The sequence below is a fragment of the Pseudomonas viridiflava genome (assembly GCF_003702045.1).
Classification (GTDB): Bacteria; Pseudomonadota; Gammaproteobacteria; order Pseudomonadales; family Pseudomonadaceae; genus Aquipseudomonas; species Aquipseudomonas viridiflava_C.
Genome location: NZ_RBTP01000042.1, coordinates 41932 through 61848, shown reverse-complemented (window position 1 = coordinate 61848; position 19917 = coordinate 41932). Strand labels below are relative to the sequence as shown.

15 protein-coding genes are annotated in these 19917 nt (G+C 59.8%); 10 read left to right on the top strand and 5 right to left on the bottom strand.

Annotation, left to right across the window (positions count from 1 at the left end; genetic code table 11):
• Window positions 1–9 precede the first annotated feature (9 nt).
• From ALP40_RS13645 to edd, 5 genes are all read right to left on the bottom strand, one after another.
• Window positions 10–1296 carry an ABC transporter substrate-binding protein gene (locus tag ALP40_RS13645; protein WP_122208788.1) on the bottom strand — a complete coding sequence of 429 codons (1287 nt, stop codon included), beginning with the start codon at window positions 1294–1296 and terminating at the stop codon, window positions 10–12.
• A 129-nt stretch (window positions 1297–1425) separates the two neighbouring features.
• Window positions 1426–2832 carry an ATP-binding protein gene (locus ALP40_RS13640; RefSeq protein WP_147478324.1) on the bottom strand — a complete coding sequence of 469 codons (1407 nt, stop codon included), beginning with the start codon at window positions 2830–2832 and terminating at the stop codon, window positions 1426–1428.
• A 61-nt stretch (window positions 2833–2893) separates the two neighbouring features.
• A complete protein-coding gene (locus ALP40_RS13635) occupies window positions 2894–3631 on the bottom strand; it encodes a response regulator (protein WP_122208786.1) in 738 nt (245 codons plus the stop codon).
• Window positions 3632–3696: 65 nt separating this feature from the next.
• Window positions 3697–4662, bottom strand: coding sequence for a glucokinase (locus ALP40_RS13630; RefSeq protein ID WP_122208785.1), 966 nt, complete (start codon window positions 4660–4662; stop codon window positions 3697–3699).
• On the bottom strand, window positions 4659–6485 hold the full coding sequence (gene edd / locus ALP40_RS13625) for a phosphogluconate dehydratase (RefSeq protein ID WP_122208784.1): 1827 nt from the start codon (window positions 6483–6485) through the stop codon (window positions 4659–4661). Before edd ends, ALP40_RS13630 begins: the two co-directional genes overlap by 4 nt.
• Before the next feature lie 219 nt (window positions 6486–6704).
• On the opposite strand from edd, the gene gap reads away from it, so the two are divergent.
• From gap to gcvT, 10 genes are all read left to right on the top strand, one after another.
• Window positions 6705–7706 (top strand): type I glyceraldehyde-3-phosphate dehydrogenase, encoded by a 1002-nt coding sequence (gene gap, locus ALP40_RS13620; protein WP_122208783.1) that lies wholly within the window; start codon window positions 6705–6707, stop codon window positions 7704–7706.
• A 121-nt stretch (window positions 7707–7827) separates the two neighbouring features.
• A complete protein-coding gene (locus ALP40_RS13615) occupies window positions 7828–8298 on the top strand; it encodes a YbaN family protein (protein ID WP_122208782.1) in 471 nt (156 codons plus the stop codon).
• A gap of 58 nt (window positions 8299–8356) precedes the next feature.
• Window positions 8357–8713, top strand: coding sequence for a DUF5064 family protein (locus ALP40_RS13610; protein ID WP_122208781.1), 357 nt, complete (start codon window positions 8357–8359; stop codon window positions 8711–8713).
• Between the two features lie 168 nt (window positions 8714–8881).
• Window positions 8882–10390 carry a sigma-54-dependent transcriptional regulator gene (locus ALP40_RS13605; RefSeq protein ID WP_122208780.1) on the top strand — a complete coding sequence of 503 codons (1509 nt, stop codon included), beginning with the start codon at window positions 8882–8884 and terminating at the stop codon, window positions 10388–10390.
• Between the two features lie 179 nt (window positions 10391–10569).
• Window positions 10570–12285, top strand: coding sequence for a PAS domain-containing sensor histidine kinase (locus tag ALP40_RS13600; RefSeq protein ID WP_122208779.1), 1716 nt, complete (start codon window positions 10570–10572; stop codon window positions 12283–12285).
• Window positions 12270–12671, top strand: coding sequence for a response regulator (locus ALP40_RS13595; RefSeq protein ID WP_122208778.1), 402 nt, complete (start codon window positions 12270–12272; stop codon window positions 12669–12671). The genes ALP40_RS13600 and ALP40_RS13595 overlap by 16 nt, the downstream gene beginning before the upstream one ends.
• Window positions 12668–14782 carry an EAL domain-containing protein gene (locus ALP40_RS13590; RefSeq protein WP_122208777.1) on the top strand — a complete coding sequence of 705 codons (2115 nt, stop codon included), beginning with the start codon at window positions 12668–12670 and terminating at the stop codon, window positions 14780–14782. The genes ALP40_RS13595 and ALP40_RS13590 overlap by 4 nt, the downstream gene beginning before the upstream one ends.
• 288 nt (window positions 14783–15070) lie before the next feature.
• A complete protein-coding gene (gene gcvH / locus ALP40_RS13585; RefSeq protein WP_122208776.1) occupies window positions 15071–15454 on the top strand; it encodes a glycine cleavage system protein GcvH in 384 nt (127 codons plus the stop codon).
• A gap of 10 nt (window positions 15455–15464) precedes the next feature.
• A complete protein-coding gene (gcvP, locus tag ALP40_RS13580; protein ID WP_122208775.1) occupies window positions 15465–18329 on the top strand; it encodes an aminomethyl-transferring glycine dehydrogenase in 2865 nt (954 codons plus the stop codon).
• A 74-nt stretch (window positions 18330–18403) separates the two neighbouring features.
• Window positions 18404–19528: a glycine cleavage system aminomethyltransferase GcvT gene (gene gcvT / locus ALP40_RS13575; RefSeq protein WP_122208774.1), complete on the top strand. Its 1125-nt coding sequence runs from the start codon at window positions 18404–18406 to the stop codon at window positions 19526–19528.
• The last annotated feature ends 389 nt before the right edge of the window (window positions 19529–19917 follow it).

The following is a 19917-nucleotide window of genomic DNA, read 5'->3' as shown; positions in this document are numbered from 1 at the left end:
TGATACGGATTACTGGGCTGACTTGACGGCGGTAGCCAACTGCTTGGCGGTCGCGGCCGGATCGGCAGACGGGTTGTTGATGTAATTGGTGATCACATCAAAGAACGCGCCCTGTACTGCCAGCGACGTGGCCATGTTGTGGGCCATACTCGGCTGCAGGCCGCCGGTTTTCGAATCCGCCAGGAAGTCCTTGGCTGCGGTTTGAGCGCAGGAATCGAAGCCGTATTTGGCCATGTCATTGAGCATGTCTTCGCGAACCGGGATCGAGCCTTTGTTGATGCTGAAGACTTTCTGGAAGTCCTCACCCATCGCTACTTTGGCCAGGTCCTGCTGGGCCGCGGTGGTGCCCTTGTCTTTCTGCTTGAAGACGGCCAGCGAGTCGATGTTGTAGGTGAACGCCTTGTCGGTGCCCGGGAAGGCTACGCACTGGTAGTCCTTGCCCGCGACTTTCTTGGCGGCGGTCCATTCGCTCTTGGCCCAGTCACCCATGATCTGCATGCCGGCCTTGCCGTTAATGACCTTGGCCGCTTCCAGGTTCCAGTCCTGACCCTTGCCGTCAGCGTCCATGTAGGTCGCGACTTTCTTGAGTTCGGTAAGCGACTTGACCATGCCTTCGCCGGTCAGCGCATCCTTGTCCAGATCCACCAGGGCTTTCTTGTAACCATCGGCGCCCATAACCGACATCACGACCGCTTCGAACACGGTGCTGTCCTGCCAAGGCTGACCGCCGTGGGCAAGCGGGATGAAGCCGGCTTTCCTGAGCTTGTCGCCAGCGGCGTAGAACTCTTCGAGGGTGGTGGGTGCTTTCTCGATGCCAGCTTTCTTGAAGACTTCAGGGTTGATCCACAGCCAGTTGACGCGGTGGATGTTCACCGGCACGGCCACGTAATCACCGTCGTACTTCACGGTATCGGAGACTTTCTTGTCCAGCAGCGAATCCCACTTTTCTGCCTTGGCGACGTCTTTCAGCGCGTCAGTGTCGAGCAGACCGGTAGACGCCCATTCCTGGATGTCCGGACCTTTGATCTGGGCAACGCCGGGCGGGTTGCCGGCAACGGCGCGGCTTTTGAGCACGGTCATGGCAGTGGAACCGCCACCACCGGCGACGGCACCGTCTTTCCAGGTGAAACCGTCTTTTTCAACTTGCGCTTTCAGGACATCGACCGCAGCTTTTTCGCCACCCGAAGTCCACCAGTGCACGACTTCTACCGTGCCTTTGGCATCAGCAGCATGAGCGCTCAGCGGGAACAGGGAGGCGAGGGAGATGACAACGGCGAGGCGTGACATTGAATTCATCGAATTGACCTTTCTTGTTGTTATGCATGAGCAAGTCTGATGCTTGCGCTTCGTTGGAGTCTAACCAAGCGAATCGCGAGGACGGTAACGAAGGGATGCGCAAATGTCACAGGATGGTTACATTCGTGATCATTCGACGGTTCGGGGCAGGTACAGCGTGACGCGCAGCCCGCCCTCGCGAAGGTTTTGCAGGCTCACCTCGCCGCCATGACTGTGCGCAATGTTGCGAGCGATGCCCAAGCCCAGGCCATAGCCCTGCTGATGACTGCCCGCCAGACGAAAATGTGGCTCGAACACATGCTCCAGCCGTTGTTCGGGCACACCCGGCCCTTCGTCATCGACATGCAGCACGAAGGCCAGCGCGTTGTCCTCGACCTTGAGGTGCGCGCGATCACCGTACTTGAGGGCGTTGTCGATCAAGTTGCCAATGCAGCGACGCAACGCCAGCGGCTTGCCGGGATAGCACGACAGCGCTGCGCCGGTCTGGGTGACACGCCCTTCCCCATCCGGACGCAGGTAGGGTTCGACGAGGCAGTCGAGCAGTACGTTGAGGTCCACCTGCTCGATGTTTTCATGGATATCGGTGTCCTTGACGCATTGCAGCGCGCCCTTGACCAGCAGCTCCAGCTCATCCAGGTCGCGACCGAACTTGTATTGCAGTTGCTCGTCTTCCAGCAGTTCGACCCGCAACCGCAGTCGGGTAATGGGCGTGCGCAGGTCGTGGGAAATGGCGCTGAACAGCTGACCGCGCTCGGTAAGATAACGGCTGATTCGGGTGCGCATGGCGTTGAACGCACGGCTGACTTCGACCACTTCGCTGCCGCCGCCCTCCACCACCGGCTCGACATCCGCGCCCAGCGACATGTCCCGCGCTGCACGCGCCAGGCGCTTGAGCGGCCGACTTTGCCAATGCACCAGCAGCCCGATGAACAACAGCAGAAACGCGCTGGTCAGGCCGATGAACCAGACCTGCTGAACGGGCAGGTCCTGATCTTCCAGGGTGGTATAAGGCTCGGGCAGCAACGAGGCGATGTAGAACCATTCGCCCGGTGCCATTTCGATCTGCGTGACCAGCACCGGCGGGTTGACCGGCTCCAGGGTCAACGCGTAATGCGCCCAGGAACGCGGCAGTTCATCAAGCTTGAGACCACTGTTGAAGATCCGCAGGTCGTCAGGCTTGACGAACCACACGGCGATGTCCGGATCGTTGCCCAGATGCTGACGCAACACCTGACCCACCACATCGAGAACGGCCTGCTTGCGCGGCGTGGGCTGCAGGATCTGCATGTCCAGCGGGTGATCGTTGAGCGACACCACGAAGCGCGTCCCGCCCATGCTGCGCAATTGATCCAGCACCAGAGGGCGATAGGCCAGTGGCAGGGAACGGAAGTAACTGACGCTGGCGGCCATCGAATACGCCAGGCTGCGTGCGCTGGTCACCAGTCCTTCCATCTGGGTGGCCCGCAATTGCGACAGCCAGATCACGCTGGACAGCGTTTGGGCCATCAGCACCGCCAACAGCGTCAGTAGCAGCATGCGGCCCAGCAAGGAGCGAGGCAGTGGCAGGCTGCGTTTTTTCACGCCTGCCGTGGGCGCGTTAATAACCGTTGCCTGACTGCGCGTTGACCTGAGCGGCCAGCAGATAACCGCTGCCGCGCACGGTACGGATCAGGCGTGGCGACTTGCCTGTATCACGCAGACGCTGACGCAGGCGGCTAACCGCCATGTCGACGATACGCTCCAACGGCATCAGCTCACGGCCACGAGTGGCGTTGCCGATGGTGTCGCGGTCGAGAATCTGTTGGGGGTTGTCCAGAAACAGTTTGAGCAGCGCGAAGTCGGCGCCGGACAGAATCACTTCCTCGCCATCGCTGTGAAAAAGCCGGTGACTGACCATGTCCAGTCGCCACTCATCGAACAGAATGACATCGCCGCCAGGGCGTTCTTGACCGAACTGGGCACGGCGCAACAGCGCTTTGATCCGCGCTTGCAGTTCACGCGGACTGAAAGGCTTGCCCAGATAATCGTCGGCCCCCAGTTCCAGCCCGATCACCCGGTCGGCCTCGTCGGAGCTGGCAGTGAGCATGATGATCGGCACATGCGGCTGGCGTGGATGCTGACGCACCCACCGACACAGGCTGAAGCCGTCTTCGTCGGGCAGCATGACGTCGAGAATCAACAGGTCGCTGGACGCTTCGTTGAAGGCCTGACGAAAGCCTGCGCCATCGCCGACCGTGCGCACCTGAAAGCCGGCACGACTCAGGTAAGTGTCCAGCAACTCCCGAATCTCCTGGTCGTCATCCACCAGCAGGATCGATTTACTGACTGAACTCACGTGAAGGCGCCCTCGCTGGCTGTTGATTTTTGTTGTCAGTGGCCCGGCTCATGCTTCTGAGCCGTTCAGATGTGCGAACCAAAAGCCTGTTGCAGCGCAACACCCGACCCCATGAGGCCGGGGTATTCAGCCGTCACCAGCCAGACCGGCAACCCCTTGAAATAATCGCTCATCACGCCCTTTTCGGCGAGTGCGCGTTTGAAACCGCTGTTCATGAAAAAGTCGGTGAACCGTGGCACCACGCCGCCCGTGATGTAGACGCCGCCCAGACCGCCCACGGTCAACACCTGATTGCCCACCACGCGTCCCAGGAACACACAGAATTGCTCCAGCACGGCAGCGGCAACCGGATCACCCGCCAGTGCTGCGGTGGTGATGGCAGCCGGCGACTTGAGCTCAGGCTCGACGTCGTCCAGCGCGCAACTGACCTGATAAAGCAGCAACAGACCCGCACCGCTGAGCACCACTTCGGCGCTGACATGCTCGTGCTCGGCCATCAGTCGCGTCCACAGCAGGGCTTCACGCGCCGTGCCGATTGGCAAATCGACATGCCCGCCCTCGCCCGGCAACGCCATCCAGCGGGACTCGCTCTCCTTGATCAGCGTGCCAACCCCCAGCCCGGTGCCCGGGCCGACCACGGCGCGCGGACGATCCGCCTTGCCGATACCGTGACAGACCGTCAGGTACTCATCATCCTTGAGCCGGGTCATGCCCAGCGCCATCGCAGTGAAGTCGTTGATCAGCAACAGGTGGTCGATTTTCAGGTCTTCGCAGAACGCAGTACGGCTCAGTTCCCAATGGCTGTTGGTGAACTGGAACAGATCGCCATCCACGGGGCCTGCAACCGCCAGGCAGACATAGCCGATGTCGCCGCGTTGCAGCTCGAGGTCCTGCAGGTAGACCTCGATGGCTTTTTCCGGACCGACGTAGTCGATGGTCGGGAATACCCGGACAGAATGCAGCGCATTGTCTTCCCAAATGGCAAAACGTGCATTGGTACCGCCTATATCACCGACCAGGGCCAACTTCACTTAAGCGTCTCCAGACTAGAGGTAAAGGCGCAAGCGCCCTGCTCTGCGGAGCTGAAGGCCATGCGCATGAATCCAAACAGCTCCCGACCGCAGCCGACGCTGTTGTCGATCTGGCAGGTGGCGGGTTCTCTGGCGGCCAATTCTGACGCTTCGACCAGAACTTGCAACGTTCCTTTGACGCCATCGACGCGAATCACGTCCCCATCGCGCACCAGCGCCAGCGGGCCACCCACGAAGGCTTCCGGGCAGACATGAATGGCTGCCGGGATCTTGCCCGAAGCACCGGACATCCGTCCATCGGTTACCAACGCGACCTTGAAGCCTCGGTCCTGCAACACGCCAAGGAACGGGGTCATCTTGTGCAGTTCGGGCATGCCGTTGGAGCGTGGACCCTGGAAACGCATGACAGCAACAAAATCACGCTCAAGTTCACCGGCCTTGAACGCGTCGGCCAGTTCCTGTTGATCCTGAAACACCTTGGCAGGGGCCTCGACGATCTGGTGCTCGAGGGCCACGGCCGACACTTTCATCACGCCTCGGCCCAGGTTGCCTTCCATCACGCGCAGCCCGCCTTCCGCCGAGAACGGGCGGGACACCGGACGCAGGATGTTCTCGTCCAGGCTTTGAAGCGGGCCTTCGCGCCAGACCAGCTTGCCGTCCTCCAGGAATGGCTCCTGGGTGTAACGGCTCAGACCATAACCGGCCACGGTATTGACGTTTTCGTGCAACAGACCGGCCGCCAGCAGTTCGCGGATCAGGAACGACATGCCGCCTGCCGCCTGGAAGTGGTTGATGTCAGCCTTGCCGTTCGGGTAGACGTGACTGAGGGTCGGTACGACTTCCGACAGGTCGGCCATGTCCTGCCAGGTCAGCTTGATACCGGCAGCCATCGCGATGGCGGGCATGTGCAGGGTGTGGTTGGTCGAGCCGCCGGTTGCGTGCAAGGCCACGATGGAGTTGACCAACGAGCGCTCGTCGACGATCTCACCGATCGGCATGAAGCTGCCGCTCTGTTTGGTCAGGCGCGTGACCTGATGCGCGGCCTCGGCGGTCAGCGCGTCGCGCAGCGGGGTGTACGGGTTGACGAACGAGGCGCCCGGCAAGTGCATGCCCATCACCTCCATCACCAACTGATTGGTGTTGGCGGTGCCATAGAACGTACAGGTGCCGGGGCTGTGGTAGGACTTCATTTCCGAGTCCAGCAGCTCTTCGCGGGTCGCCTTGCCTTCGGCATAGCGCTGACGCACATCGGCTTTCTGCTTGTTGGAGATACCGGAAACCATCGGCCCGCCGGGTACGAAAATGGTGGGCAGATGGCCAAAGCGCAGTGCCCCCATCATCAAGCCGGGTACGATCTTGTCACAAATGCCCAGCATCAGCGCGCCATCGAACATGTTGTGCGACAACGCCACCGCCGTGGACATCGCAATCACCTCACGGCTGGCAATCGCCAGTTCCATGCCCGGCTCGCCCTGGGTCACGCCATCGCACATGGCCGGCACGCCACCGGCAAACTGACCGACCGAACCAATGTCACGTAAAGCCTGTTTGATCTGGTTGGGGAAGTGTTCGTAGGGTTGATGCGCGGAGAGCATTTCGTTGTAGGAGGAGACGATGGCGATGTTGGCGGCGTTCATCATCCGCAGGCTTTGCTTGTCTTCCGGGCCGCAGGCCGCGACGCCATGAGCGAAGTTGGCGCATTGAAGCTTGCCGCGCATCGGGCCTTCGCTGGCTGCGCCACGGATCAATTGAAGATAGCGCTCGCGGGTATCACGACTGCGAGCGATCAGCCGCTCGGTTACCTCAAGAATGCGGGGATGCATGTGATGAACTCCAGGCTAACGTCTATGGTCACCCGTAAAGACGGTTCCGATGATCGGGGCCGAATGCTGTAGCGCAAAGGCCTGGTTTCGATCAATGGGGCATGCCTTTCAGGCTTGTAGTTGTAGATAAAACAAAATATTGCCACTAAAAAGGCTTGTTTTCTATTTCTATGAGAATAATCTTGTAATTCCAACAACAAATTCATGAAGGACGGCTGTATGACTCTTCGTATCGCAATCAACGGTTTTGGCCGCATCGGCCGCAACGTCCTACGCGCACTCTATACCCAAGGCTACCGACAGGACCTGCAGGTCGTCGCCATCAACGATCTGGGCGACAGCGAAATGAACGCTCACCTGCTGCGTTTCGACACTGTACACGGCCCGTTCAGCGGCACCGTGGAATGTGACAAAGAGAGCCTGACGGTCAACGGTGACCGTATTGCAGTGAGCGCGATCCGCAACCCGGCGGACCTGCCGTGGAAGTCACACAACATCGATGTGGTTTTCGAATGCACCGGCTTGTTCACCAGCCGCGACAAGGCCGCTGCTCATCTGACAGCTGGCGCACGCAAGGTCATCATCTCCGCTCCTGCCAGCGGCGCAGATGCGACCATCGTCTATGGCGTGAACCACGACACCCTGCGTCAATCGCACCAGATCATCTCCAGCGCTTCCTGCACCACCAACTGCCTGGCGCCGGTTGCCCAGGTGCTGCACCGTGAACTGGGTATCGAAAGCGGCCTGATGACCACCATTCACGCCTACACCAACGACCAGAACCTGATCGACGTCTACCACACCGACCCGTACCGTGCTCGTTCGGCCACGCAGTCGATGATCCCGAGCAAGACCGGTGCCGCCGAAGCGGTCGGTCTGGTATTGCCGGAACTGGCTGGCAAGCTGACTGGCATGGCGGTACGGGTTCCAGTGATCAACGTGTCGCTGGTGGACCTGACCGTCACCCTGAAGCGCGAAACCACCGCAGAAGAAGTCAACGCGCTGATGAAAGAAGCCAGCCAGCATTCCAAGGTCCTGGGCTACAACACCCTGCCGCTGGTTTCCCACGACTTCAACCACAACCCACTGTCGTCGATCTTCGACGCCAACCACACCAAAGTGAGCGGCAAACTGCTCAAGGTGCTGTCCTGGTACGACAACGAATGGGCGTTCTCCAACCGCATGCTGGACAACTGCCTGGCGTTGCATAACGCCGAGTAACCTACCCTGATCGTCGCCACGCTCTGCGTCTGACCCTGGCGCAGAGCGATATTGGGGACCGCCCCCACGCAGAGTGATGGGCGCAATTTGCAGCACATTTGTGTGTCCATTTCCTACACGCATGAAAAAGCGCCCGGTGCTGTTAAGCTGGCCGGGCTTTTCAAACCTGCCTGTAGAGACCATGACGTACAAACCACCCGGTTCCAGACTTTCACGCTTTCTGTTTGGCATTCTTGCGTATGCCAGCCTGGGCATCGGCATTGCCGCAATTTTCATTCCCGGGCTGCCGACCACCGAGTTCATCCTCCTCGCGGCCTGGGCGGCAACGCGTAGTTCACCGCGACTGAATGCCTGGCTGGAAAACCACCGCGTGTTCGGTCCGATTCTGTACAACTGGCGCAACGGCCGACTGGTCACCCGGCGAGCCAAGATCAGCGCCACGGTGAGCATGCTGTTCTGTGCGGTGATGATGCTAAGTCTGCTGACACATGTCTGGTGGCTATACCTGGCGATTGCCGGCATGGGCCTGGGCAATCTGTGGATCTGGTCGAGGCCCGAGCCTGCCAAGGACGAACGCCCCGACGCCAACTGAACCGCCCAGACGCGAGGGATGTCCTACATGAACACTCAATTTCAATGGGGCAATCTCCATGTTCGAGCCAGGCCATCTGCACATGACTCACGCAGCGTTTCAGCAATCGGATGTCGCCTACGACATTCATCTGCGTTACGAGGTGAGTCAGGATCCCAAGGAAGGAACCGGCATTCACTTCACGATGCAGGGCGAGATCGACGGCAAGAGCTTCTCGGAGGAGTTCGACCTGCCCCGCGACCTGGCCTTCAACTTCGCCCATGACGCAGGACGCATCGCCCTCAAGCATGGCCTGCCCCACAGCGATTCGTTGCCGATTGCCAAACACCCGGACTACGACCGCATGTTCGAAGACATTCGCGACAAGCTCGACGCCAAATCCGGCGAACCGGTGAAGCCTGAACATCTGGAGTAAGGCCTCTACCGGACGCAGAACGTCCTGGGCGGCATTACCACGCGGAGCGATGAGCATGCCGCCCGTGACGCTTCGCGTTACATCCTCTGATCATCACGCTGAATTTCACCAAACACCGCACCACAGGGCATACTTGCCACCCCTTCGTTCGCGAACCCGTTCTACCCCATGCGTATCCATGTCAGTTTCATCGACCGTGTCGGTATTACCCAGGAAGTGCTGGCGATTCTGGGCGGGCGTAATCTGAACCTGGACGCAGTGGAAATGGTGCCGCCTAACGTCTATATCGACGCGCCGACCTTGAGCCATCAAATGCTCGAAGAGCTCAAGGACGCGCTGTTCAGGGTGCGAGGGGTAGAGGCCATCACGGTGGTGGATATCCTGCCGGGCCAGCGCCGTCATTTACAGCTCGATGCACTACTGGCCGCCATGACCGACCCGGTTCTGGCGCTGGACAGTGCCGGGCATGTGCTGCTGGCCAATCCGGCACTGATTACGCTGATCGGCCGCGAACCGGCAGGCGAAGCCATTGGCGATCTGCTCGCCGATCCCAGCCTGCAAAACGCGCTGTTGGAAAATGGCTTTCGCTTGCCCCTGCGTGAAATCACCCTCAATGGCGAGGCATTGCTGCTCGACGCAACGCCCATCACCGAGGCTGGCGCGCTGATCACCTTGTACCTGCCCAGCCGGATCGGCGAACGCCTGTCGGCGCTGCACCATGATCATGCCGAAGGCTTCGATGCGCTGCTCGGCGAGTCAGCCGCCATCCGCACGCTCAAGGCCCGCGCACAGCGGATTGCAGCGCTGGACGCGCCGTTGTTGATCCAGGGAGAAACCGGCACCGGCAAAGAACTGGTCGCCCGTGCCTGTCACGCCAGCAGCGCCCGGCACGGCGAACCGTTTCTGGCCCTCAACTGCGCAGCGCTGCCGGAAAACCTCGCCGAAAGCGAACTGTTCGGCTACGCCCCCGGCGCCTTCACCGGCGCCCAGCGCGGCGGCAAGCCAGGCTTGATGGAACTGGCCAACCAAGGCACGGTATTTCTGGACGAGATCGGTGAAATGTCGCCCTATCTACAGGCCAAATTACTGCGTTTCCTGAATGATGGCAGTTTCCGGCGCGTGGGCGGCGACCGCGAGGTCAAGGTCAATGTGCGCATCCTCAGCGCCACCCACCGCGATCTGGAAAAAATGGTCAGCGAAGGCACGTTTCGCGAAGACCTGTTCTACCGCCTTAACGTTCTGAACCTGGACGTCCCCCCCTTGCGCGAGCGCGGCCAGGACATTCTGCTGCTGGCCCGCTATTTCATGGAGCAGGCCTGCGCACAGATCCAGCGCCCGGTCTGTCGTCTGGCACCCGGTACTTATCCCGCCCTGTTGGGCAATCGCTGGCCCGGCAATGTCCGTCAATTGCAGAACGTGATTTTCCGTGCGGCAGCCATCAGTGAAAGCGCGCTGGTGGACATCGGTGATCTGGACATTGCGGGCACTGCCGTCGCAGGCCAGAACACCCTTGGAGTCGACAGCCTCGAGCACGCGGTCGAAGCGTTCGAAAAAGAGTTGCTTGAAAAGCTCTATGCCGACTATCCCTCTACCCGGCAACTGGCTGCGCGCCTGCATACATCCCATACGGCCATTGCACATCGGTTGCGCAAGTACGGCATTTCCGGCAAGTCCTGATCAGGCACTCCCCACGGGCACATGGCTTGCATGTAAAAGCACTGTTAGCCATTTAATAGCTATCGACTGACGGTCGATCTGTTACTGTCAACACATCTCATGTCAATCATCACCTGAAACTCTGCGCCCCGCAGCAAAACCTATCTTTCAGGCATATTCATGCAGTAACGGGAGCAATAATGCAGACCCCGCCAGTAGGGCATGAGTCTCGTGACGAAAGAATCGTTGAATCCCTCCGACAGAAAAACCTGTTGAAGACCGGTGCACTGCAAGACGCCATTGTCAGCAGCGCGCACTTCTCCAGCATTGCAACCGATGAACATGGCGTCATCCAGATTTTCAATGTGGGTGCCGAACGCATGCTCGGCTATCAGTCTGAAGATGTGGTCAACAAGATCACCCCCGCCGACATCTCCGATCCCGACGAGCTGATCACCCGCGCCGCCGCCTTGAGCTACGAGCTCAATACGCCGATCACGCCCGGTTTCGAAGCGTTGGTGTTCAAAGCCTCTCGCGGCCTCGAAGACATCTACGAACTGACCTACATTCGCAAGGACGGCAGTCGGTTGTCGGCAATGGTGTCAGTGACGGCACTGCGTGACAGCACGGAAGCCATCATCGGCTACCTGCTGATCGGCACCGACAACACGGCACGCAAGCAAGAGGAAGAAACCCAGGCGCTTCTGGACCAGCGTTTGCGCGATCAGCATTTCTATACCCGCTCATTGATCGAATCCAACATCGATGCGCTGATGATGACCGATCCGCAGGGCATCATCTCGGACGTCAACAAACAGATGATGGCGCTCACCGGACGAACCCGGGACGAACTGATCGGCGCGCCGTGCAAGAACTTCTTTACCGACCCGGCCAGCGCTGAAGCGGCCATCAAGCGCGTACTCAGCGAACATACGGTCAGCGACTACGAACTCACCGTGCGCGCCTACGACGGCACCGAAACCGTGGTGTCCTACAACGCTGCGACCTTTCACGATCGGGACCGCAAACTCAAGGGTGTGTTCGCCGCCGCCCGCGATGTGACCGAGCGCAAACGCTTCGAGCGCACGCTGGAAGAGAAGAACATCGAGCTGGAACATGCCAGTCACATGAAGTCCGAGTTTCTGGCGACCATGTCACATGAACTGCGTACCCCGCTGAACGCCATCATAGGATTTTCCGAGGCGCTCAGGGATGGCATGGTCGGCGAGATGAGTGATGACCAGCGCCGGTACATCGGCGATATCTTCAACAGTGGCCAGCATCTGCTGTCGCTGATCAACGATATTCTCGACCTGTCCAAGGTCGAGGCCGGGATGATGGCGCTGGAGCTGGAACCCGTCGACCTCGACGAACTGTTGAGCAACAGCCTGCTGATCGTGCGGGAGCAGGCCGCACTGCAACGCATTCAGTTGAAGCTGGAGTCCGAAGCCGAGTTCGGACTGCTTGAACTGGATCGGCGCAAGACCAAACAGATCGTCTACAACCTGCTGGCCAACGCCGTCAAATTCAGCGCCGCAGGCGGGTGGGTGACGCTGGCGGTACGCATCGTTCCACGATCACAGGCTGGCATCATCGAAGGCGACTGGCCCGTTTATGGCTTCGATTTGCCAGACAGCGACTACCCGCAGTTCCTTGAACTGAGCGTCAGCGACACGGGCATCGGCATCGCCCAGAGCGACATGAACAAGCTGTTCAAGGCGTTCAGCCAGATTGACAGCAGCCTTGCGCGCAAATTCGAAGGCACCGGGCTGGGCCTGGCAATGGTCAAACAGCTGGCAGAACTGCACGGCGGCACCGTTGCGGTGGCCAGTGTCAAGGATCTGGGGGCACGCTTCATGGCCTGGCTGCCCATTCGCCCCTTCGCACCTGTGGAGGCGCCGTGGCCCAAATCCTGATCGTTGAGGACAATGAAGCCAACATGCGACTGGCGGAGTTGCTGCTGACCAGCGCCCACCACAGCGTGTTGTGCGCCGCCGATGCAGAAACCGGCCTGAAACAGGCGCGTGAACATCAGCCCGACCTGATCCTCATGGATATACAGTTGCCGGGAATGGATGGGTTGAACGCGACGTCACTGCTGAAAAAAGACCCCCTCACAGCGGCTATTCCTGTGGTCGCCCTGACCGCAATGGCCATGAAAGAAGACGAAGAGAAAATCCGGCTCGCGGGCTGCAACGCTTACATCACCAAGCCGCTGCGCTACAAGGAGCTGTACCGGGTTATAAACGCCCTGCTGGAAAACCCCCTCTCTAATGGCCAACCACATGAGCGCTCGTCATGACTCAGAACGCAACCATTTTGATCGTGGACGATGATGTTCACGTCCGCGACCTGCTGGAAGTGCTGCTGCGCAACCAGAACTATCTGACGCAGACCGCCGAGTCAGGCGAAAAGGCGCTGGCCATGATCCAGCAACAGCCACCCGACTTGATCCTGCTGGACATCATGATGCCGGGCATGGACGGCTTCGAGGTTGCCAACCGCCTCAAGTCCTCCAGAGAAACCGCCAATATCCCCATCATCATGCTCTCGGCCCTCGATGAGCAAAGTGCTCGCCTGTCAGGGCTGGAAGCTGGCGCCGAGGAATACCTCAACAAGCCGGTGGACAGCTCCGAGCTCTGGCTGCGTGTGCGCAATCTGCTGAGGCTCAAGACCTTTGGCGACTACCTGAAAAGCCATAACCTGGCGCTTGAGGAACAGTTGCAACTGCGCACCATCGACCTGGAACGCTTCCGCTCGGTCATGGATGCCTCGGACGATGCGATTTTCCTAATCAATCGCAACACCATGAGCCTGATCGAATTCAACCGGCGAGCCTGTCAGTTGCTGGGGTATACCGCTGAAGAGTTGCATAAAAAGACGCCTGCGGATCTGGGCGAGAGTTCCACGGAACAGTTGGAAGAGGTCTACGACCAGATCATTGCTGGTAGGGGCCCGAGCGAACCGCTGGAAACCATGATCCGGGACAAGAGCGGCCATGACGTATCCGTGGAAATTCATCGCCAGGCCTATCAGGCGGGCGACGACTGGATCATTGTCGGCATCGTGCACGACATCACCCGTCGCAAGGAATCGGACCGGCGCCTGTTGAAGATGGCTCACTATGACAACCTGACCGGCCTGCCCAACCGCGACCTGTTTTACACCAGCCTGCAAATGGGCCTGACCCAGGCTGCGGTCAGCCGCTGGAAGCTGGCGGTGATGACCGTCAATCTGGATGGTTTCAAGAACATCAACGAAACCTGGGGGCACGTTCTCGGCGACCGGACGTTGCTTGAGGTCAGCAAGCGCCTGGCGAGGTGCCTGAATGCCAGTGACACGCTCGGTCGGGTGGACGGCGACGAATTCGCGCTGATTCTGATGATCCGCGAGGGTCAGGCCGATACCCACCAGATACTGGAACGCATCCGCACCACCTTGCGCACGCCCTTTCAGATCGAAGACCAGCGTGTGGTGCTGACGGCCAGCATCGGCGTCGCACTGTTCCCCGAGGACGGCGAGGACGCCCGCGAACTGGTACGCCACGCCTACACGGCCATGAACAACGCCAAGAAGAAAGGCGTGGACGGTTACCGGTTCTACACCGCCCAGATGAACGCTGAGGTTACGGAGCGCCTGGATCTTGAAAACGCCCTGCGTGAGGCCGTGCGACAGCGCACGTTCGAAATCGCCTACCAACCCAAAGTCAGGCTGGACGACGGTAGCGTCTGCGGCCTTGAAGCCTTACTGCGATGGCCGCGCCCTGACCTGCCGCCCGTATCTCCCGCCGTGTTTGTCCCGGTGCTGGAAAGCCTTGGGCTGATCAGCGAAGTCGGCAGCTGGGTGATCGACAGTGTCTGCGCCCGGATCGCCGAGTGGGCACGTTCGGGGCTGGGCCCGCTCCAGGTCGCCGTGAACGTTTCCGGTCAGCAGATCGCCGGAACCACCCTGCTCGCCGACATTCGCAACGCGCTCGAACAGCATCAGGTGGACCCGAAGTGGCTTGAGGTCGAACTCACGGAAAGCTCACTGATGGAAAACACTTCGCACACCATCGAAACCCTGCAAACGCTCAAGAGTATGGGCGTCAGTATCTCCATCGATGACTTCGGCACCGGCTATTCCAGTCTGGCTTATTTGCGCAGATTCCCTATCGACAAGCTGAAGATCGACATCGCGTTCATTCGTGAAGTGACCAGTAATCCACAAGATGCCGCCATCGCACGAGCGATCATCGAACTGGCTCACAGCCTTGACCTCAAGGTGATTGCCGAAGGCGTAGAAACGCCCGAACAACGGGCCTTTCTGACCGATAACCACTGTGATCAGGTGCAAGGTTATCTGGTCAGCAAGCCACTGCGGCTCGCCGAACTGGAAGCGTTTTTGCGCGCAGCACACAGCCATGTGGCCTAAGCGGGTGACCCGTAGCCGTCAACCGCTCCAGGCAAATCGTAGCGATATCGTTACAACGGAATGAATTCATTCCAATCGGTCGTGACGCTGTGTAATCAAGGCTTTGATCGGGCACCGTTTTCTCAACGACCTGCCCTGTAGCGATTTCGCTACAGGGCAAGCTACTCGTTGTGCCGCCAAAAAACATAACCAATTGATTTTATTAGATTTATTAAAAATGGCCGCAAAATTGCTTAGTTCCAGGGATAAATTCGCGCCCAGCGCGAGATTCAGTCCCGAGGAGTTTTTATGAGCGAGTTGCGCTTCACTGTCGATCACGAATGGCTGCGCGCCGAGGCCGATGGCAGTGTCACGGTTGGCATCACCCCCTATGCGCAGGAATCGCTGGGCGACGTGGTGTTCGTTCAGCTCCCTGAATTGCAGGTCTACACTCAGCACGCCGAAGTGTCGGTGGTGGAGTCCGTCAAAGCCGCGAGCAGCATCAATATGCCGCTGGACGGTGAAGTGGTCGACGTCAACTCTGCCCTCGACGCCACGCCGGAACTGGTCAATGAAGACGCCCTGGGCGCCGGCTGGTTCTTTCGCTTCATTCCGCAAGATGCCAACGCCATCCACGGCCTGCTGAATCAGGACGCCTACGACCGCCTGATCAAAGCCAACGCCGAAGCCTGAGGAGCGAGCCATGACCGACCGCATTGAACTGAGCACCGCCAACGAATTTATCGCCCGCCACATTGGCCCGCGCGCCGCTGACGAGCAGGCCATGTTGCAAACCCTGGGTTTCGATTCCATCGAAGCGCTGAGCGAAAGCGTCATCCCGGAAAGCATCAAGGGCACCAGTGTGCTGAATCTGCCTGCCGGGCAAAGCGAAGCCGACGCGCTAGCGTCCATCAAGGCCATCGCCAGCAAAAACCAGCTATTCAAGACTTACATCGGCCAGGGTTACTACAACACCCACACGCCCGCGCCCATCCTGCGCAACCTGCTGGAAAACCCGGCCTGGTACACCGCCTACACCCCGTATCAGCCGGAAATATCTCAAGGCCGTCTGGAGTCGCTGCTCAACTTCCAGACGCTGATCAGCGACCTGACCGGCCTGCCGATCGCCAACGCCTCGCTGCTGGACGAAGCCACTGCGGCCGCCGAAGCCATGACCTTCTGTAAACGCTTGAGCAAGAACAAAAACAGCCAGCAGTTCTTCGCCTCAAGCCACTGCCATCCGCAAACCCTGGACGTGCTGCGCACTCGTGCCGAGCCGTTGGGCATCACCGTTGTGGTGGCCGATGAGGCCGAGCTGGGCGATGTCAGCGATTACTTCGGTGCGCTGCTGCAGTACCCGGCCAGCAATGGCGACGTGTTCGATTACCGCGATCTGGTCGAGCGCTTCCATGCTGCCAATGCGCTGGTTGCAGTGGCAGCCGACCTGCTGGCCCTGACCCTGCTGACGCCGCCAGGCGAGTTCGGTGCGGACGTTGCCATCGGCACCGCGCAGCGCTTCGGTGTACCGCTGGGCTTCGGCGGGCCGCATGCGGCGTACTTCTCGACTCGTGACGCCTTCAAACGCGACATGCCGGGCCGTCTGGTCGGTGTGTCGGTGGACCGTCATGGCAAACAGGCCCTGCGGCTGGCCATGCAGACCCGCGAGCAACATATCCGCCGCGAGAAAGCCACCAGCAACATCTGCACCGCGCAGGTGCTGCTGGCCAACATCGCCAGCATGTATGCCGTGTATCACGGACCAAAGGGGCTGACACAGATCGCCAACCGCGTTCACCACCTGACCGCCATATTCGCCGAAGGCCTGGGTCAGTTGGGTTATACGGTCCAGCAGCACTCCTTCTTCGACAGCCTGACCCTGCACACGGCCGGCAAAACCGCCGCGCTGCATGCCGCCGCCCGCGCGCAGTACATCAACCTGCGCGAGATCGACGACGAACACCTCGGCGTGTCTTTCGACGAAACGACCTCACCGTCCGCCATTGAAACCCTGTGGGCCATCTTCGTTGCTGACGGCCAGAGCCTGCCGGACTTCGCAGCCCTCTCAGGCAGCGTTCAATCGCGTCTGCCTGCCGCACTGACGCGTCAGTCGGCGATCCTCAGCCACCCGGTATTCAACCGCTACCACTCCGAAACCGAGCTGATGCGCTACCTGCGCAAACTGGCCGACAAGGACCTGGCGCTGGACCGCACCATGATCCCGCTGGGCTCGTGCACCATGAAACTCAACGCCGCCAGCGAAATGATCCCGGTCACTTGGGCCGAATTCGGCAACCTGCATCCGTTCGCACCTGCCGAGCAGAGTGCGGGCTATCAGCAGTTGACCGATGAACTGGAAACCATGCTCTGCGCGGCCACCGGCTATGACGCCATTTCGCTGCAGCCCAACGCAGGTTCTCAAGGCGAGTACGCAGGCCTGCTGGCCATCCGCGCCTATCACCAGAGCCGTGGCGACGAGCATCGTGATATCTGCCTTATTCCTTCTTCTGCCCACGGCACCAACCCGGCTACCGCCAACATGGCGGGCATGCGCGTCGTCGTGACGGCCTGCGACGCACGCGGCAACGTGGACATCGAAGACCTGCGCGCCAAAGCACTTCAGCATCGCGACCAACTGGCCGCTTTGATGATCACCTACCCGTCGACCCACGGGGTGTTCGAAGAAGGCATCCGCGAAATCTGCAGCATCGTTCATGACAACGGCGGCCAGGTCTATATCGACGGTGCCAACATGAACGCGATGGTCGGCCTCTGCGCGCCGGGCAAGTTCGGTGGCGACGTGTCCCACCTGAACCTGCACAAGACCTTCTGCATTCCTCATGGCGGTGGCGGCCCGGGCGTCGGCCCGATTGGTGTGAAATCCCACCTCGCCCCGTTCATGCCGGGCCACGCCCGCATGGAGCGCAAGGAAGGTGCGGTTTGCGCAGCACCGTTCGGCAGCGCCAGCATCCTGCCGATTACCTGGATGTACATTCGCATGATGGGCGGTGAAGGCCTGAAGCGCGCCTCGCAACTGGCGATCCTCAATGCCAACTACATCTCCCGCCGTCTGGAAGATCACTACCCGGTTCTGTACACCGGCAGCAACGGCCTGGTGGCGCACGAATGCATTCTGGACCTGCGCCCAATCAAAGACAGCAGCGGCATCAGCGTCGATGACGTCGCCAAGCGCCTGATCGATTTCGGTTTCCACGCACCGACCATGTCGTTCCCGGTGGCAGGCACGCTGATGATCGAACCGACCGAAAGCGAATCCCGCGAAGAGCTGGACCGCTTCTGCGACGCCATGATCAAGATCCGCGAAGAAATTCGTGCAGTGGAAAACGGCACCCTGGACAAGGACGACAACCCGCTGAAAAACGCGCCGCACACCGCCGCCGAAATCGTCGGTCAGTGGACTCATCCGTACAGCCGCGAACAGGCCGTATACCCGGTTGCCTCACTGATCGAGAACAAGTACTGGCCGCCGGTCGGCCGCGTCGACAACGTGTTCGGCGACCGTAATCTGGTCTGCGCCTGCCCGTCCATCGAGAGTTATCAGGAAGCCTGATCACGGATGCCGACACGCTGCCCGTATTGACGGGCAGCGCTGTCATGCACGGCCCGACTTACAAGGAATTGAACATGTCCACAGAATCCCTGCTGACCACACCGCTGCACGCCCTGCACCGTGAACTGGGTGCCAAGATGGTACCGTTCGCCGGTTATGACATGCCTGTGCAATACCCCGCAGGCGTCATGAAAGAACACCTGCACACCCGCGCCCAAGCGGGTCTGTTCGACGTCTCGCACATGGGCCAGATTCGCCTGACCGGCACCGATGCCGCCAAGGCACTGGAAACCCTGGTCCCGGTGGACATCATCGACCTGCCGGTCGGCATGCAGCGCTACGCCATGTTCACCAACGAAACCGGCGGTATTCTCGACGACCTGATGGTTGCCAACCTGGGCAATGATCAACTGATGCTGGTGGTCAACGCCGCCTGCAAGGATCAGGACCTGGCGCACCTGTGCAAGCAACTGGCGGGTCACTGCAAGATCGAGCCGCTGTTCGAAGAGCGTGCCCTGCTTGCTTTGCAAGGCCCTGCCGCTGTGACCGTACTGGCGCGTCTGGCACCTGAAGTCGCGAACATGACGTTCATGCAATTCAAAAGCGTCACGTTGATGGGTGTGCCGTGCTATGTCAGCCGCTCGGGTTACACCGGCGAAGACGGTTATGAAATCTCCGTCCCTTCAGATAAAGCAGAGGCACTTGCCCGGCGTCTTCTTGAAGAACCGGAAGTGTCCCCCATCGGCCTGGGCGCCCGAGATTCGCTGCGTCTCGAAGCCGGCCTGTGCCTGTATGGCCATGACATGAACACCGACACATCGCCCATTCAGGCCAGCCTGCTGTGGGCCATCTCCAAGGTCCGACGTGCCGACGGCGCACGTGCTGGGGGTTTCCCGGGCGCCGAGCAGATTTTTGCTCAGCAGCAGTCAGGGGTGGACAACAAACGCGTCGGCCTCTTGCCCCAGGAACGCACACCGGTGCGCGAAGGAACCCAGATTGTCGATGCACAAGACCATGTAATCGGCAGCGTGTGCAGCGGTGGTTTCGGACCCAGCCTGGGCGGCCCATTGGCAATGGGTTACCTGGACACTCGGTACACAGCGCTCGATACCCCGGTCTGGGCAATGGTGCGAGGCAAGAAAGTCCCGATGCGCGTGGCAAAAATGCCTTTCGTTGCGCAGCGTTACTTCCGCGGTTGAATATCAGCGTCAAAAAAACAGCAACTACAGAAGTGCATCGAGTACTGTTTGCGCACCCTCTTTAGGGGGGTGCGAACAGCTGTTTGAATGGCTCGAAAACGCACCGACGAAGTGCAAAAAAAACGCAGCAGAACATTCACTGCACTGATTCAGGGAAACACTGCCCTGTGAGCCTCAACCCCCTGCAAACAGGGTACTAAGCGGGGGCTTGTTTTTGTCACGAGACTTGGCGTAGAGTTTCTGAACTGTGTTTGCATAGGTCGCTGAATCGGGACCTGGGCAGTAGCTCTAGGTTTGCTACATCCCGCTCTACGTTTCTTACTTCCTGCAACCAGCCCCAGTACTCTTTCATGTGAAAGGGACTGTCATCAATTCAAGCGTCAAGGAAA

What these genes read in the sequence shown, in the direction of transcription:
- ALP40_RS13615 (WP_122208782.1), top strand. Translation starts at nt 7,828, where the DNA reads ATGAAAAAGCGCCCGGTGCTGTTAAGCTGGCCGGGCTTTTCAAACCTG.
- ALP40_RS13600 (WP_122208779.1), top strand. Translation starts at nt 10,570, where the DNA reads ATGCAGACCCCGCCAGTAGGGCATGAGTCTCGTGACGAAAGAATCGTT.
- ALP40_RS13610 (WP_122208781.1), top strand. Translation starts at nt 8,357, where the DNA reads ATGTTCGAGCCAGGCCATCTGCACATGACTCACGCAGCGTTTCAGCAA.
- gcvP (WP_122208775.1), top strand. Translation starts at nt 15,465, where the DNA reads ATGACCGACCGCATTGAACTGAGCACCGCCAACGAATTTATCGCCCGC.
- ALP40_RS13605 (WP_122208780.1), top strand. Translation starts at nt 8,882, where the DNA reads ATGCGTATCCATGTCAGTTTCATCGACCGTGTCGGTATTACCCAGGAA.
- edd (WP_122208784.1), bottom strand. Translation starts at nt 6,485, where the DNA reads ATGCATCCCCGCATTCTTGAGGTAACCGAGCGGCTGATCGCTCGCAGT.
- gap (WP_122208783.1), top strand. Translation starts at nt 6,705, where the DNA reads ATGACTCTTCGTATCGCAATCAACGGTTTTGGCCGCATCGGCCGCAAC.
- gcvT (WP_122208774.1), top strand. Translation starts at nt 18,404, where the DNA reads ATGTCCACAGAATCCCTGCTGACCACACCGCTGCACGCCCTGCACCGT.
- ALP40_RS13640 (WP_147478324.1), bottom strand. Translation starts at nt 2,832, where the DNA reads ATGCTGCTACTGACGCTGTTGGCGGTGCTGATGGCCCAAACGCTGTCC.
- ALP40_RS13590 (WP_122208777.1), top strand. Translation starts at nt 12,668, where the DNA reads ATGACTCAGAACGCAACCATTTTGATCGTGGACGATGATGTTCACGTC.
- gcvH (WP_122208776.1), top strand. Translation starts at nt 15,071, where the DNA reads ATGAGCGAGTTGCGCTTCACTGTCGATCACGAATGGCTGCGCGCCGAG.
- ALP40_RS13645 (WP_122208788.1), bottom strand. Translation starts at nt 1,296, where the DNA reads ATGAATTCAATGTCACGCCTCGCCGTTGTCATCTCCCTCGCCTCCCTG.